This window comes from Variovorax sp. P4_B10 (assembly GCF_056402375.1).
Window position 1 is genome coordinate 56,828 of record NZ_JBFUHN010000019.1, and the last position, 13,473, is coordinate 70,300.

Sequence of the window (13,473 nt, forward strand, 5' to 3'; positions counted from 1 at the left end):
AGGCGGCGCTAGATATGAAGCGCTGCCAGGACCCCGACCGCCAGTCCCGCGACCGCCACGGCGAACATCCCGCGCTCCAGCCATTTCTTCTTGGTCAGCAACGCAATGGCTGCGAGCGCGATCGACACCTGCAGCACCGTGGTCGCCTGGGCCCAGCGATGGTGCTGGTGCATCTGCTCTTCCGACTGGAGATCCCACTTGCTCGCCTCGGCCTCCAGTTTCTTCGCATCGGTCTGGATGACGGTTTTCTCCTGCTCGTAGCGGGTCACCTTGTCCTGCCAGCCCTGCTTTTTATCGTCCGTCGCGGTGTCGCGTGCGAATTCGGCAAGCGCCTGCTTGGTGCTCTTCGACTGGAAGTAATTCCACTGGTTCGAAGCCTCGGTCTTCTTGATCGCGGCGTTGTTCTTGTAGATCCCGGCATTGGCCTGCGTGGCCCCGCCCATGTACGAGAAGATCGCGCCAACGGTGGCGATCACTGCGGTGCAGACCGCGATCTTGCCTGTCATGCCCATGCCGCCGGCATGCGTGGCCGCACCGTCGCCTTGCGCGTGGCCGCCGGATGCAGCGTGTTCCAGTTCGTGATCGTGCGGGCCGTGCACGTGAAAGCCGTGTCCTGACATGGGATCCTTCTTGAAATCTTGAAATTACGGGGTGGAGCGGGCGCAGTATGCCCTGTCGCGTCCGCCCCGCGACCGAGGACTCCGGCCAGCCGCCGGATCTCATGCGGGCCTGTTCGATCCACACCGCGTTTTCGCAGGATCAGGCAAGAACCGCGTTCAATCCGGATACCGCTCGAAGCACCGTCGGCGCGAGACTCCTCTCCATGCCCGGCGCACGCTTTGCGCCATGGTTCACAGACCCGCACGAGGAGTTTTGTATGAGCGCAATCCAGGAAAAAGTCGTCCTCATCACCGGCGCGAGCAGCGGCATCGGCGAAGCGACCGCGCGGCTGCTGGCGCGGCGCGGTGCCAGCGTGGTGCTCGGTGCACGCCGCACCGATCGGCTGGAGGCTCTCGCGGCCGAGATCAACGCCACGGGCGGCACGGCGAGCTTCCAGCGGCTCGACGTGACGCACCGGCCCAGCATGGAGGCCTTCGCCGAGTTCGCCTTCGACACGCACGGCCAGATCGACGTGCTGGTCAACGCGGCCGGCGTGATGCCGCTGTCGCCGCTGTGGAACCGCAAGATCGAGGAGTGGGAACTCATGATCGACGTGAACCTGCGCGGCGTGCTGCTCGGCATTGCGGCGGTGCTGCCGACGATGCAGGCGCAGGGCTGGGGCCACATCGTGAATGTCGCGCCGGTGGCGATGCAGGGCGTGTCGCCGGCGTCGGCCGTGTACCACGGCACGCAGTACGCGGTGAACGCGATCTCCGAAGGGCTGCGGCAGGAACACGAGGGGCGCCTGCACGTCACGGTGGTGAGCCCCGACGTGACCGGGCTCGCCGACCCGCTGGCCGAACGCATCGCGGCCAGCTACACCTTCGAGCGCATGCGCACGCGGCGGCGCCTCGCGGTGCCTGCCGAGGGCGTCGCACGGTCGATCGCCGGGGCGATCGAGGGGTACGGCATCGCGGCGCCGATGCGGTCGGCTGCAAGGCCGAGGCCGGCCGAGCACGCGTGGTGATCGGACTGCCGGCCCTGCTGCGGCCGCCGCGTCAGTAGGTCTTGTACGGCAGGAATTTGCCCGACAGCACCACGTTGACGCGGTCGCCCTTCGGGTCGGGCTGGCGCTGGATGTCCATGCTGAAGTCGATGGCGCTCATGATGCCGTCGCCGAACTCCTCGTGGATCAGCTCCTTGATGGTGGTGCCGTACACGCTCACCACCTCGTACCAGCGGTAGATCAGCGGATCGGTCGGCACGGGCGTGGGCAGCGAGCCCTTGTAGGGCACGACCTTGAGCCACTTCTGCTCCTCGGGCGTGAGGCCGAAGATCTTGCCGATGATTTTTGCCTGCCTGTCGTCGAGCGTCATCTGGCCGAGGCAGGCCGCGGTGGTCCACTCTTTCGAAAGACCGACCTTCCTGGCCACGTCGGCCCACTGGATGCCCTTGGACACCTTCACGGTGATGATCTTCTCGGTGACGTCGTTGCGGTTCATGTGGGTTTGCTCCTGATTGAAATTGAGAATGGTGATGGGATCACGACGCCTTGGCGCGCGTGACGAGGAAATCGACGATGTGGTTGCGCAGCGCGTAGTAGCCGTCCAGGTGGTGCAGCGAAGCGCGCGTGCGCTCGCGCGGCAGCGGGTTGACCACGGTCTCGACGATGTTGCCGGCGCGGTAGCTGCCGCCGGGCTGGTCGGCACCGTTGGTCATCAGCAGGATGCGGTCGGCCAGCAGGATGGCCTCGTCCACGTCGTGCGTGATCATGAAGACGGTCTGCTGCGTCTGGCGCACGATGGTCATCAGCTCGTCCTGGATGGTGCCGCGCGTGAGCGCATCGAGCGCACCGAAGGGCTCGTCGAGCAGCAGCATCTTGGGCTGGATGGCAAAGGCGCGCGCAATGCCCACGCGCTGCTTCATGCCGCCCGAGAGCTGCGAGGGCTTCTTGTCGATGGCGGCCTGCAGGCCCACCATGGCCACGAAGCGCTCCACCTGCGCATCGACCTGCGCGCCCGACCAGTCGGGCCATCGCGAGGACACGGCGAAGGCGATGTTCTTGCGCACGGTGAGCCAGGGCATGAGCGCGTGGCTCTGGAAGACCACGCCGCGCTCCAGGCTGGGGCCCGCGACCTCGCGGCCGTCCATGAACACATGGCCTGCGCTTGCCTGGTCGAGGCCCGCCAGCACGTTGAGGATGGTGGTCTTGCCGCAGCCCGAGTGACCGATGATGCAGACGAACTCGCCACGGTCCAGCGTGAAGGACACGTCGGCGAACACGGGCCGCGCGGGCACGAAGGCCTTGGCCAGGCCTTCGATGCGCAGGAAGCCGCCGGTAGCGGGCAGTGGCGTGGGAGCGGGTGTCATGAGGGCGCCTTGTGCAAATCGATCACTCCACATAGGTCACCTTCCGCTGCAGCCCGGCAAAGGCCTGGTCGAGCAGCATGCCGACGACCCCGATCACCAGGATCGCGAAGATCACGTTGGTGAGCGAGAGGTTGTTCCACTCGTTCCACACGAAGTAGCCGATGCCGGTGCCGCCCACGAGCATCTCGGCCGCCACGATGACGAGCCACGCGATGCTCATGCTGATGCGCATGCCGGTGAGGATGGTGGGCGCGGCCGCCGGCAGGATGACGCGGAACGCGCGGCGCAGCGGTTTCACCTCGAGCGTGCTCGCCACGTTGAGCCATTCGCGCTTGACCGAGGCCACGCCGAAGGCGGTGTTCAGCAGCATCGGCCATACCGAGCAGATGAAGATCACGAAGATGCCGCTGACCGAAGAGTCCTTGATGGTGTAGAGCGCCAGCGGCATCCATGCGAGCGGCGAGATGGGCTTGAGCACCTGGATGAACGGATCGAAAGCCTTGTGCAGCAGCGGCGACATGCCGATGACGAAACCCAGCGGCACCGCCACCACGCAGGCCAGCAAAAAGCCCAGCCCCACGCGGGCGAGCGAATAGGCAAGCTGGATGGCAATGCCCTTGTCGTTCGGCCCGTTGTCGTAGAAGGGGTTCGACAGGTGCTTCCACGCGGTGGCGCCCATCTCGGCCGGCGTGGGAAAGCCCGAACTCTTGACCTGGCCCTGCTGGCCTTGCGTGGGGTCCTTGCCGAGCATCCTCTGGTACTCGATCTGCTCGGCGGTCATGCCTGCCACAGCGGAGGCACCGGTGGTCGGTGCGGTCGCCAGTTGCCACACGCCGACCAGCAGCAGAAATATCAGCAGCGACACCAGCGCCGCCTTGAACGAGAGGGCCTTCTTCGGCATGGCTCAGGCCATCTTCGCAATGGCGAAGCTCTTGACGTAGTCGTCGGGCTTCGCGGGGTCGAACACCTTGCCCATGATGGTGAACTTGGGATACGCGCCATCGGGCACGCTCTGGCCCAGGTCCTTCATGCGCTTCTTCGCATCGGTGAGCAGGAAGACTTTCTCGGCGATCTGCCTGTAATTGACGTCGCCCTTCACGTAGCCCCAGCGTTTCATCTGCGTGAGCATCCACACCGCCATCGACTGCCAGGGAATGGGGTCGAAGTCGGCGCGGTCGGGCACGGTGCGGATGTTGCCGAGGCCATCGGCGAACTTGCCGGTGAGCACCTGCGTGAGCACGGTCTCGGGCTGGTTCAGGTACTGCGCGGGCGCGATCACCTTGGCGATGAGTTCGCGGTTCTTCGGGTCGCGCGCCATGGCCGAGGCGGTGAGCACCGCGCGCACGAGTGCGGCGAAGGTGTTGGGGTTCTTCTCGATGAACTCGGTCGAGGTGCCGAAGGCGCAGCACGGGTGGCCGTTCCACAGGTCTCGCGTCAGCAGGTGCAGGAAGCCGATTTCCTCGAACACCGCACGCTGGTTGAAAGGGTCGGGGCCGAGGTAGCCGTCGATGTTGCCGGCCCGCAGGTTGGCCACCATCTCGGGTGGCGGCACCACGCGGATCTGGATGTCGGTGTCGGGGTTCAGGCCCGCCTCCGCCACGTAGTAGCGCAGCAGGAAGTTGTGCATGCTGTACTCGAAGGGCACGGCGAACTTCAGGCCCTTCCACGTCTTCGGGTCGCGCTTGTCCTTGTGCTTGTTGGCCAGCGTGATGGCCTGGCCGTTGGTGTTCTGGATGGTCGCGACATTCATCGCCACCTGGTTGGAGCCCGCGCCCATCGAAATGGCGAGCGGCATCGGCGACAGGAAGTGCGTGGCGTCGTACTCCTTGTTGAGCATCTTGTCGCGGATGAGCGCCCAGCCTGCGGTCTTGACCACGTCGACGTTGAGGCCCTGCTTTTGATAGAAGCCCAGGGGGTGCGCCATGATCAGCGGCGTGGCGCAGGTGATCGGAATGAAGCCTATCTTCAGGTTGGTCTTTTCGAGCGGCGCCTTGTCCTGCGCCATGGCCTGCAACGCACCCAGCGGCAGCACCGAGGCGATGGCGGCGCGCGCGGTGCCGGCGCCCACGGCGCGCAGGAAGTTGCGGCGCACGCTGTCGTCTGGGAACAGGGCCTTCATGAGGCTGGCTTCGAGCTTGTCGCCCGGGCTGACGTCGATCTCGGCGCCGCGGCCGTGGTTGCGGCCGCAGGCGCAGCGCATGTTCAGTGGCCGGTCGGCGTCGTAGAGATCGCAGGCGGTCGAATCGGATGGGCTGGACATGGTGGTGCACCTCGGTGAAAAGATGCTTGCCACGATGCAAGGCCCGGGCCGGATGCGAGGCCCGAAGGCCCCCGGCGCTCAGATCGTGCCGCGCTTGTCGAGGGCTTGTAGGGCTGGCACTACAAGACGGCCACCGCCGGCTTCGTTTTCAGGTCGTGGGGGCGGCCTTGCCGTTGCGTTCGGCATACAGCGCGAGCTCCACGTCGTTCTTGGTGCCGGTCTTCTCAAGGATGCGCGCACGGTAGGTGCTGACGGTGTTGGGCGCGAGACCGAGCTGTGCACCGATTTCGCTCACGCTGTGCCCGGCGCTGAGCAGGCGGTAGACCTGGTGCTCGCGGTGCGAGAGCTGCTCGGCGCCCTGCCCCGCGTTGCGGCCTACGGCAGCGGCCAGCGCCTCGGCCGTGGCGGCAGAGACGTACAGGCCACCAGCCGCCACCTTGCGCACGGCACTCACCATGTCGTCGGCATCGGCGCTCTTGTTCAGGTAGCCCGAGGCACCGAGCTTGATGCAGCGCACCGCGTACTGCTTCTCGGGGTAGGTGCTGAGCATCAACACGGGCAGCGTGGGCCACTCTTTGCGCAGGGCCTGCAGCACGTCGAGGCCGTCGCGGCCGGGCAGTGCAATGTCGAGCAGCACAACGTCCAGGCCATCGGGTCCGCCCAGTTCCTGCACGGCGGCCAGCACCTCGGGACCGGTCTGCGCTTCGGCGCGAACGGTCATCGAAGGCAGGCCGTTGGAGAGGTCGCCGAGCATCTGCTTCAGGCCCTCGCGCACGATGCGGTGGTCGTCGCCGATGAGCACGCGGATGTCGTTCATCTCAGGCATCCACCGGCAATGGCAGGTGCAGGCAGAAGGTGCTGCCCACGCCCACCCGGCTTTCGATGTCGATGCGCCCGCCGAAGTGGCGCGCCCGCTCGCGCATGCCGAGCACGCCGTACGAGGTGGCGGCCTCGAAGGCCTGCGCCGGCGCACCGACGCCGTCGTCGCGCACGCTGATGCTCAATTGCTGTTGTTCCACACCGATGCGGATGCCGAGGCTGTGCGCCTTCGCGTGGCGGCCGACGTTGCTCAGCATCTCCTGGAAGATCCGGAACACCGCAATGGCCGCGGGCTCGGGCAGCTCCACACCTGCCGGCACGTCGAAGCGCCAGTCGATCTCCATCTCGGCCGACTGCACGAATTCGTGGGCCTGCCATTCGAGCGCTGCCCACAGGCCCTGGTGATCGAGGATGCTGGGGCGCAGGTCGGTGATGATGCGGCCCACGTTGTCGACCGCGCGCTCGATCAGCTGGCTCATGTTGCTGCACTTGCAGCGCATCTGGTCGCGCATGGATTGCGCGGCATCGGGCGTGCGCTCTTGCTGCTCGCCCAGGCGCTTGCCGATCCAGTTGACGTCCATCTTGAGCGCGACCAGCAGGCTGCCGAGCTCGTCGTGCACCTCGCGCGCGATGCGGGTGCGCTCGTCTTCGCGCACCTTGTCGAGCCAGGCGGAGAGTTCGCGCAACTGCACGAGCGCATCGCTGAGTTCGCGGGTGCGCTCCTGTACGCGCAGGCCGAGCTCGTCCTTGGCTTGTTGCAGCGCCTCGGCGTGGCGGCGGCGCTCGGTGATGTCGACAAAGGTGATGACGGCGCCGCGCACCTGCGCGCCGTCCATGATCGGGTGGCTCGAATACTCCACCGCAAAGGCGGTGCAGTCGCGGCGCCAGAACACCTCGGTGTCGATGCGGCACGGCAGGCCGCGGCGGAAGGCGTTGAAGATCGGGCAGTCGGTGTCGGCGTAGTGCGAGCCGTCGGGGTGCGAGTGGTGCGTGAGCTCGTGCATGTTCGAGCCGATCACGTCGCGCGCCTCGTGGCCCAGCATCTGCGCGCCGGCCCGGTTGATGAACATGCAGTGGCCGTCGAGGTCGATGCCGAAGATGCCCTCGCCGGTGGACTCCAGCAGCAGGCCCAGCTGGTGCTGCCAGAGGGGATGGCTGGCGGTGGGGTTCAGGACGGGCGTTTCCATGCACCAAAAGCAAGCAACACCCGTGCCCGGCGGTCTTGCTCCCTCAGCGGTCCCAGCGGAACTTGCGCTCCGACTCCTGGATGGGCTGGTCGTTGATGCTCGCGTAGCGCTTCTGCATCAGGCCGTTCTCCGCGAACTCCCAGTTCTCGTTGCCATGGCTGCGGAACCATTGGCCCGCGGCGTCATGCCATTCGTACTCGAAACGCACCGCGATGCGGTTGTCCATGAAGGCCCAGAGCTGCTTCTTCAGCCGGTAGTCGTGCTCGCGCTCCCACTTGCGGGTGAGGAACGCCACCACCTGCTCACGGCCGTTCACGAAGTCGGCGCGGTTGCGCCACTCGGTGTCGGGCGTATAGGCCAGGCTCACGCGAACCGGGTCGCGCGTGTTCCAGGCGTCTTCGGCGGCCTGGACTTTCCGGGTGGCGGATTCGAGCGTGAAGGGAGGCAGCGGCGGGCGGGATTCCATGAGGGTCTTTCCTTGTAGTGACGGGGTGGTGAAGGCCCGCAATGTGCCACATGTAGACAGACCTGTCTACATGCCTACAATCACCGCATGGACATCTCCGCACTGCCCGCGCGCGAACGCATCCTGCTCACGGCGCACGATCTCTTCTACGCAGACGGCATCCGCGCCACCGGCATCGACCGCGTGATCGCCGCCTCGGGCGTCACCAAGGTCACCTTCTACCGGCACTTTCCGTCGAAGGACGACCTGGTGCGCGCCTTTCTCGATCACCGGCACGGGCGGTGGATGGCATGGTTCGTCGATGCATTGGGCCGCCGCGACGCGCAGCAGCGCATCGGCGACGGGCAAGCGCTGCCGATGCTGGCCGATGTGATGGCCGAGTGGTTTGCCGACCCGGTCTTTCGCGGCTGTGCGTTCATCAACGCCGTGGTGGAGGTCGGCGCGAGCGTGGCCGGCGCCGCCGACATCGCACGCGAGCACAAGTGCGAGATGGTCGAGGTGATCGCCGGCCTGTTGCCCGATGGACCGCAGCGCATGGTCATCGCGCAGGCGGCCGCGCTCGGCGTCGACGGCGCCATCGTCAAGGCGCAGATGGGCGATGCAGCGCTGGCGCACGAAGCGGTCGACGATCTGCGCCGGCTGCTCGAAGCACTGGTCGCCACCTTGCGCCCGTCAGCGACTCGATAACATCCATCCCCGGAAACAACAACACATGGTTTCGACGCGACTCCCCTCGACACAGGGCCTGCAGGCCTTCGAGGCCGTCGCACGGCTGCGCAGCGTGAACCTCGCGGCCGAAGAGCTCAGCGTGACGCCCAGCGCAGTGAGCCACCGCATCCGCCAGCTCGAAACGCAGCTCGCGCTCAAGTTCTTTGCGGGCAACGACTTCAGCCTCAGCGCCGACGGCCTCGCCTACCTGGCGCGCGTGCGCGAGGCCATCGCGGCGCTGCAGCAGGTGCCGGGCCGCGAGTCCGCATCGCAGATCCGGCGGCTGCGCGTGGCTGTCACGCCCACCTTCTCGCGCCAGATGCTGCTGCCCCGGCTGGCGCAGTTTCGCGACGCCTACCCGAACATCGAACTGATGCTGCAGGTGACCACGCCGGTGCGCAACATGACGGTCGAAGAGGCCGACATCGAACTGCGTTTCGGCACCGGGCCCTTTCACGACCGCGAGTCGTTCCAGCTGCTGGCCGACGAGATCTCGCCGGTCTGCAGCCCGGCCTACCTGCAGCGCCACGGGCCGTTCGACGGCTTCGCGACCGATGCCGAGGTGGCGCGCGTCCAGCTGCTGCGCACACCGCTCGAATCGTGGCGCACCTGGTTCAAGGCCTGCGGCATCGGCCTGCCGGAACCGGCCACGGGCCACCAGTTCAACGACCTGGGCCTGGCGCTCGATGCGGCGGCGGAAGACTTCGGCGTGGTGCTGATGCACCTGAAGCTCGGGAGCGCCTGGCTGGAAAGCGGCCGCCTCGTGCGGCTCTCGGCGCAGAGCGTGCCCTCTCCCAATGCCTACTTCCTCTGCTGGCGGCCGGGGGCGATGGAGCGCTGGGAGTGTGCGACTTTTGTCGAATGGCTGCGGCAGGCGCTGCGCGACTGAATTCTTTTCAGTTTCTGCCCCGGTATTTTTCAGATCGGCGGCGGTTTTCCCACCCAGACTCGGCCCGCGGCGGAGCCTGCCGATAATGGCCCGCCGGCGCAAGCAAGCCATCGAAGACTACCCAGGAGACTCCCCCGTGCCCGACCTTTCCAAGATCACCAGCATCGAAGACCTGCGGGTGATCGCCAAGCGGCGCGTGCCGAAGATGTTCTACGACTACGCCGACTCCGGCGCCTGGACCGAGGGCACCTACCGCGCCAACGAGAGCGACTTTCAGAAGATCAAGCTGCGCCAGCGCGTGGCCGTGAACATGGAAGGCCGCTCCACCCGCAGCACCATGGTCGGCCAGGACGTGTCCATGCCCGTGGCCATTGCGCCCACCGGCCTCACCGGCATGCAGCATGCCGACGGCGAGATCCTCGGTGCCCGCGCGGCCAAGGCCTTCGGCATTCCGTTCACGCTCTCGACCATGAGCATCTGCTCGCTCGAGGACATCGCCGAAGGCACCGACCGGCATCCCTTCTGGTTCCAGCTCTACGTGATGAAGGACCGCGACTTCATCGAGCGCCTGATCGAACGCGCCAGGGCCGCCAACGTGTCGGCCCTGCAGCTCACGCTCGACCTGCAGATCCTCGGCCAGCGCCACAAGGACATCAAGAACGGCCTGACTGCGCCGCCCAAGCCCACCCTCAAGAACCTGATCAACCTCGCGACCAAGCCGCGCTGGTGCATGGGCATGCTGGGCACCAAGCGCCGCACCTTCGGCAACATCGCGGGCCACGCCAAGGGCGTGAAGGACCTGTCGTCGCTGTCGTCATGGACGGCCGAGCAGTTCGACCCCGCGCTGAGCTGGGCCGACGTGGAGTGGATCAAGAAGCTCTGGGGCGGCAAGCTCATCCTCAAGGGCATCATGGACGTCGAAGACGCACGCCTCGCGGCATCCAGCGGTGCCGATGCGCTCATCGTGTCGAACCACGGCGGCCGCCAGCTCGACGGTGCGCCCTCTTCCATCGCCGCGCTGCCCGCCATCGTCGAGGCCGTTGGCAGCGAGATCGAGGTGTGGATGGACGGCGGCATCCGCAGCGGGCAGGACGTGCTCAAGGCCCGCGCGCTCGGCGCGCGCGGCACGATGATCGGCCGCAGTTTTCTCTACGGCCTCGGCGCCCACGGTCAAGCGGGCGTGACGCGCGCGCTGCAGATCATCCACAAGGAACTCGACATCACCATGGCCTTCTGCGGCCGCACGCAGATCGATGAGGTCGATTCGAGCATCCTGCTGCCGGGCACCTTCTAGGGCCTGCGAACAGGCGATCGCTACTTCAAAGCGGCGCCGCCTCGTGCGAGGTACTGACCCGAGAGGCGGGCAAACTGGCCGCCATCGGTGGCAATCGAGGTCTGATGGCTCCCTCCCGGGCTGAAGACGATCGCGAACGTGTGGGTGTCGCCGTACTCCTGCGTGTTGCGCAGCATGTAGTCGACATGGTTGTTGCGGTAGTGCTGGTCGGTGCCGCCGGGCGTGTCGGACGGCACGCCCATCGGCGTCTGCCACCACAGGATCGGGAGGCCATTGCCCAGCGCGGCGCGATAGTCCGAAATCTGGCTCTGGGACTCGTGGAAGTTGGGGCTGGTCTTGTTGCTTGCGTCCCAATAGAACGGACCGGTTCGCCCCGTGCATTCGTCGGGAGGCGATGCGACTTCCCTGCAGCCCGCATCGCGGTCGCTGGTCTGGGCAACGATGAAATCGGCCCGATCGGCCCCGACCGCCCGCATCTGCGCGCCGATCTCGGCGGGGGTGCCGCTCCAGAAGGCAGGCGGGAACCCCACCAGCGCCTTGGGCGCGATCTGTCGGCCCATCTGCACCAGGCATTGGCCCAGGCCCGCGGCGGTGTTCGGCAACCCTGCACATTCGGGCTGGTTGTTCACGGAGGCCGGCATCCGCGTCGCATCGCGGTTGGGCGCCTGCGACGCAACGAAGCCCCAGAAGTCCGGCTCCAGATTGATCAGAACGGGCCCATCGAGGTTTGCAATGAGCTGGTACATGAGCCGGACCTGCGCCCAATATTTGTTCATGAACGCCGCGTCGTTGATGCCGCTCAGTTGGCCCTCGCCGTTCGCCGTCATCTGGTACAGCGTGTACATGGGAATCGCGCCGTAGGCCCGGATGGCCTGCGCGGTGTATGTGAGGTATGCCCCGTCGGGGCTGTTCCAGGTGGGCCAGGCGCCTGCGCCGACGCCCACGAGGTAGGTGTCCACGACGTCCGGGTGAATGTCCTGGATTTTCATCTGATCGATGCTGCTCGAACCGAGCCCGACCAGCACCCGGGCAGGCTTGCCGAGCTTGGTCACCAATGCCGTGGTCGCCGCGATGGGCGAAGCGTCGTTGCCTGTGTTGCCTGTGTTGCCTGTGTTGCCTGCACCCGTGCCGCCACCACTTTGGCTATCGCCACCTTGGCTGACGCCACTACCGCCTTGGCCAGCACTGCTGCCGCCCAAGCCGATCAAACCGGCAAAGCCACTGCCTTGAGTACCTCCGCCTCCGCCACCGCAACTGGACAGGAGCGCCGAAAGCATCAGTGCAGAAACGCACCGTCGGGGAAACATGATCATGAAAAACGTTTTTTTGATTGAAAGAAAACCAGCCGCCGCACGCGGCGCGTGCTTCGCTTCTGGGGATCTGCCGGCGGCTCGAGTCCATCCTCCACATTGAAGGCCGTCGTGAGCCGCCGCCTGGATCGCTTTGCCGGGGATTTGCTGTCGGCACTCATGTCCAACGGCATGTCGCTGGCCCTCGACAGACCCACTCGCCAGCCGTGGCACGAGGTGCACGATCCATGCCCACGTCCCTGCCAGGGAAGAACACGCGAATTGACACGGTAAGTAACACGGAGCGTCGCTCCGGATTCGACGTGCGACAAGTTATGGCCAGTTTTCAGGTCGAGGCCGACAAAAAAAGTCACTGCGGGCGACTGGGGCAGACAACGCTCAGGCCGCGACCGGTGTGCTGATCGAGCACCTACAACTCGAATATCCGAGTCATGGTCACCCACTTCTCCCCTTCGGGCGTCCAAGGCGTAGGCGCCTGAAATTTCCACATCAGCGCCTCCCACGCCCGAATCTTCGGATCGTCCCGCGTCGCAGCCGCCATCGCCTCGGCGTCATACCGCGCGTCGTCCGTCTCCATCAGCATCACCATCCGCGTCCCGAGCCGGTAGATCTCCATGCCCGTCACGCCATGCGCGTACAGATGCGCGCGCACCTCGGGCCAGATGTTGCGGTGATGCGCCTCGTACTCCGCGATGAGCGCTGGGTCTTCTTTCAGATCGAGGGCAAGGCAGTGGCGCATGGGTGTTCTATCCGGGAGTCAATGAAATGAACCGAGAGATCAAGTCAACGCCCGATCCAGATGCGTATACCCCCCATCCACAAACACCCACTGCCCCGTCGTGTGCGATGCCTGTTCGGAGAGCAGGAACACCACGGTGTTCGCAATCTCCTGCGCCGTGGTCATGCGCCGCCCCAGCGGAATCTTGTCGGTGATGGCCGCCAGCTTTCGGTCGGGCTCGTCGAACGCCGATATCCATCGCTGGTACAGCGGCGTCATCACTTCGGCCGGAATCACCGCATTGACGCGCACGCCGTCCTGCGCGAGCGCAGCGGCCCATTCGCGCGTCAATGAAAGCTGTCCGCCCTTGGCTGCGGTATAGCCGCTGGTATTGCCCTGCCCCGTGACCGCGGTCTTCGACGAGATGTTCACGATCGCGCCGCGGCTGGCCTTCAGGTGAGGCAGGCAGTAGTGCGCCATCACGTAGCAGTGGACGAGGTTGCGTTCGAGCGAACGGACGAAGGCCTCGCGCCCCGCCTCCAGCCCCACGCTGTCGTTCACGCCCGCGTTGTTGACCAGACCGTCGATGCGCCCGAACTCCGCAACGGTGCTCTCGATCGCCTTGGCACAGGCTGCTTCCTCCATCAGTTCGAACTGGAGAAATCGCGCCCGCGGCTGCAGCCCACGCAGCTCTTCCTCGAACGACGCCTCGAGCGGATTCTTGCCGCAGATCACCGGCACCGCACCCTCACGCGCGAGCGTGAGCGAGATGGCCGCGCCGATGCCGCTGCCGCCGCCGGTGACGATCACCACCTTGTCTTTCAGATTCAGATCCATGACTGCGCGATGCCT

The 13,473-nt window shown here is 66.1% G+C and carries 15 protein-coding genes; 4 read left to right on the plus strand and 11 right to left on the minus strand.

Annotated features, from left to right (window positions below; translation table 11 throughout):
- Nucleotides 1-8: 8 nt before the first annotated feature.
- A complete protein-coding gene (locus AC1DXX_RS11675; RefSeq protein WP_478134350.1) occupies nt 9-620 on the minus strand; it encodes a DUF4337 domain-containing protein in 612 nt (203 codons plus the stop codon).
- A 257-nt stretch (nt 621-877) separates the two neighbouring features.
- Here AC1DXX_RS11675 and AC1DXX_RS11680 point away from each other — a divergent pair, with 257 nt between their 5' ends.
- Nucleotides 878-1,627, plus strand: coding sequence for an SDR family oxidoreductase (locus AC1DXX_RS11680; RefSeq protein WP_478134351.1), 750 nt, complete (start codon nt 878-880; stop codon nt 1,625-1,627).
- Between the two features lie 31 nt (nt 1,628-1,658).
- Here the strand turns inward: AC1DXX_RS11680 and cynS are convergent, their stop codons facing one another.
- From cynS to AC1DXX_RS11715, 7 genes are all read right to left on the minus strand, one after another.
- On the minus strand, nt 1,659-2,102 hold the full coding sequence (gene cynS, locus AC1DXX_RS11685; RefSeq protein ID WP_478134352.1) for a cyanase: 444 nt from the start codon (nt 2,100-2,102) through the stop codon (nt 1,659-1,661).
- Between the two features lie 40 nt (nt 2,103-2,142).
- The gene (locus tag AC1DXX_RS11690; RefSeq protein WP_478134353.1) at nt 2,143-2,970 is read right to left on the minus strand and encodes an ABC transporter ATP-binding protein; all 828 of its coding nucleotides are present in this window, start codon (nt 2,968-2,970) and stop codon (nt 2,143-2,145) included.
- A 22-nt stretch (nt 2,971-2,992) separates the two neighbouring features.
- A complete protein-coding gene (gene ntrB / locus AC1DXX_RS11695) occupies nt 2,993-3,871 on the minus strand; it encodes a nitrate ABC transporter permease (RefSeq protein WP_478134354.1) in 879 nt (292 codons plus the stop codon).
- A gap of 3 nt (nt 3,872-3,874) precedes the next feature.
- Complete coding sequence (locus AC1DXX_RS11700; protein WP_478134355.1) at nt 3,875-5,230, minus strand: CmpA/NrtA family ABC transporter substrate-binding protein; 1,356 nt, start codon at nt 5,228-5,230, stop codon at nt 3,875-3,877.
- A 148-nt stretch (nt 5,231-5,378) separates the two neighbouring features.
- Entirely contained in the window at nt 5,379-6,047 is a 669-nt protein-coding gene (locus tag AC1DXX_RS11705; RefSeq protein ID WP_478134356.1) for a response regulator transcription factor, read from the minus strand.
- A 1-nt stretch (nt 6,048) separates the two neighbouring features.
- A complete protein-coding gene (locus AC1DXX_RS11710; RefSeq protein ID WP_478134357.1) occupies nt 6,049-7,236 on the minus strand; it encodes a sensor histidine kinase in 1,188 nt (395 codons plus the stop codon).
- Nucleotides 7,237-7,279: 43 nt separating this feature from the next.
- Nucleotides 7,280-7,702 (minus strand): nuclear transport factor 2 family protein, encoded by a 423-nt coding sequence (locus AC1DXX_RS11715; RefSeq protein WP_478134358.1) that lies wholly within the window; start codon nt 7,700-7,702, stop codon nt 7,280-7,282.
- 87 nt (nt 7,703-7,789) lie between these two features.
- On the opposite strand from AC1DXX_RS11715, the gene AC1DXX_RS11720 reads away from it, so the two are divergent.
- The 3 genes from AC1DXX_RS11720 (at nt 7,790) to AC1DXX_RS11730 (ending at nt 10,593) form a co-directional block, all read left to right on the plus strand.
- The gene (locus AC1DXX_RS11720) at nt 7,790-8,389 is read left to right on the plus strand and encodes a TetR/AcrR family transcriptional regulator (RefSeq protein ID WP_478134359.1); all 600 of its coding nucleotides are present in this window, start codon (nt 7,790-7,792) and stop codon (nt 8,387-8,389) included.
- 25 nt (nt 8,390-8,414) lie between these two features.
- Nucleotides 8,415-9,299: a LysR substrate-binding domain-containing protein gene (locus AC1DXX_RS11725; protein WP_478134360.1), complete on the plus strand. Its 885-nt coding sequence runs from the start codon at nt 8,415-8,417 to the stop codon at nt 9,297-9,299.
- 136 nt (nt 9,300-9,435) lie between these two features.
- Entirely contained in the window at nt 9,436-10,593 is a 1,158-nt protein-coding gene (locus AC1DXX_RS11730; protein WP_478134361.1) for an alpha-hydroxy acid oxidase, read from the plus strand.
- 20 nt (nt 10,594-10,613) lie between these two features.
- Here AC1DXX_RS11730 and AC1DXX_RS11735 read toward each other — a convergent pair whose 3' ends face one another.
- The 3 genes from AC1DXX_RS11735 to AC1DXX_RS11745 form a co-directional block, all read right to left on the minus strand.
- Complete coding sequence (locus AC1DXX_RS11735; RefSeq protein WP_478134362.1) at nt 10,614-11,906, minus strand: hypothetical protein; 1,293 nt, start codon at nt 11,904-11,906, stop codon at nt 10,614-10,616.
- A gap of 406 nt (nt 11,907-12,312) precedes the next feature.
- Nucleotides 12,313-12,642 carry an L-rhamnose mutarotase gene (locus AC1DXX_RS11740; protein ID WP_478134363.1) on the minus strand — a complete coding sequence of 110 codons (330 nt, stop codon included), beginning with the start codon at nt 12,640-12,642 and terminating at the stop codon, nt 12,313-12,315.
- Between the two features lie 39 nt (nt 12,643-12,681).
- Nucleotides 12,682-13,458 (minus strand): SDR family oxidoreductase, encoded by a 777-nt coding sequence (locus AC1DXX_RS11745; RefSeq protein ID WP_478134364.1) that lies wholly within the window; start codon nt 13,456-13,458, stop codon nt 12,682-12,684.
- Nucleotides 13,459-13,473 lie beyond the last annotated feature (15 nt).

What these genes read in the sequence shown, in the direction of transcription:
- cynS (WP_478134352.1), bottom strand. Translation starts at nt 2,102, where the DNA reads ATGAACCGCAACGACGTCACCGAGAAGATCATCACCGTGAAGGTGTCC.
- AC1DXX_RS11715 (WP_478134358.1), bottom strand. Translation starts at nt 7,702, where the DNA reads ATGGAATCCCGCCCGCCGCTGCCTCCCTTCACGCTCGAATCCGCCACC.
- AC1DXX_RS11720 (WP_478134359.1), top strand. Translation starts at nt 7,790, where the DNA reads ATGGACATCTCCGCACTGCCCGCGCGCGAACGCATCCTGCTCACGGCG.
- AC1DXX_RS11705 (WP_478134356.1), bottom strand. Translation starts at nt 6,047, where the DNA reads ATGAACGACATCCGCGTGCTCATCGGCGACGACCACCGCATCGTGCGC.
- AC1DXX_RS11735 (WP_478134362.1), bottom strand. Translation starts at nt 11,906, where the DNA reads ATGATCATGTTTCCCCGACGGTGCGTTTCTGCACTGATGCTTTCGGCG.
- AC1DXX_RS11690 (WP_478134353.1), bottom strand. Translation starts at nt 2,970, where the DNA reads ATGACACCCGCTCCCACGCCACTGCCCGCTACCGGCGGCTTCCTGCGC.
- AC1DXX_RS11745 (WP_478134364.1), bottom strand. Translation starts at nt 13,458, where the DNA reads ATGGATCTGAATCTGAAAGACAAGGTGGTGATCGTCACCGGCGGCGGC.
- AC1DXX_RS11710 (WP_478134357.1), bottom strand. Translation starts at nt 7,236, where the DNA reads ATGGAAACGCCCGTCCTGAACCCCACCGCCAGCCATCCCCTCTGGCAG.
- AC1DXX_RS11680 (WP_478134351.1), top strand. Translation starts at nt 878, where the DNA reads ATGAGCGCAATCCAGGAAAAAGTCGTCCTCATCACCGGCGCGAGCAGC.
- AC1DXX_RS11675 (WP_478134350.1), bottom strand. Translation starts at nt 620, where the DNA reads ATGTCAGGACACGGCTTTCACGTGCACGGCCCGCACGATCACGAACTG.
- AC1DXX_RS11740 (WP_478134363.1), bottom strand. Translation starts at nt 12,642, where the DNA reads ATGCGCCACTGCCTTGCCCTCGATCTGAAAGAAGACCCAGCGCTCATC.
- ntrB (WP_478134354.1), bottom strand. Translation starts at nt 3,871, where the DNA reads ATGCCGAAGAAGGCCCTCTCGTTCAAGGCGGCGCTGGTGTCGCTGCTG.
- AC1DXX_RS11725 (WP_478134360.1), top strand. Translation starts at nt 8,415, where the DNA reads ATGGTTTCGACGCGACTCCCCTCGACACAGGGCCTGCAGGCCTTCGAG.
- AC1DXX_RS11700 (WP_478134355.1), bottom strand. Translation starts at nt 5,230, where the DNA reads ATGTCCAGCCCATCCGATTCGACCGCCTGCGATCTCTACGACGCCGAC.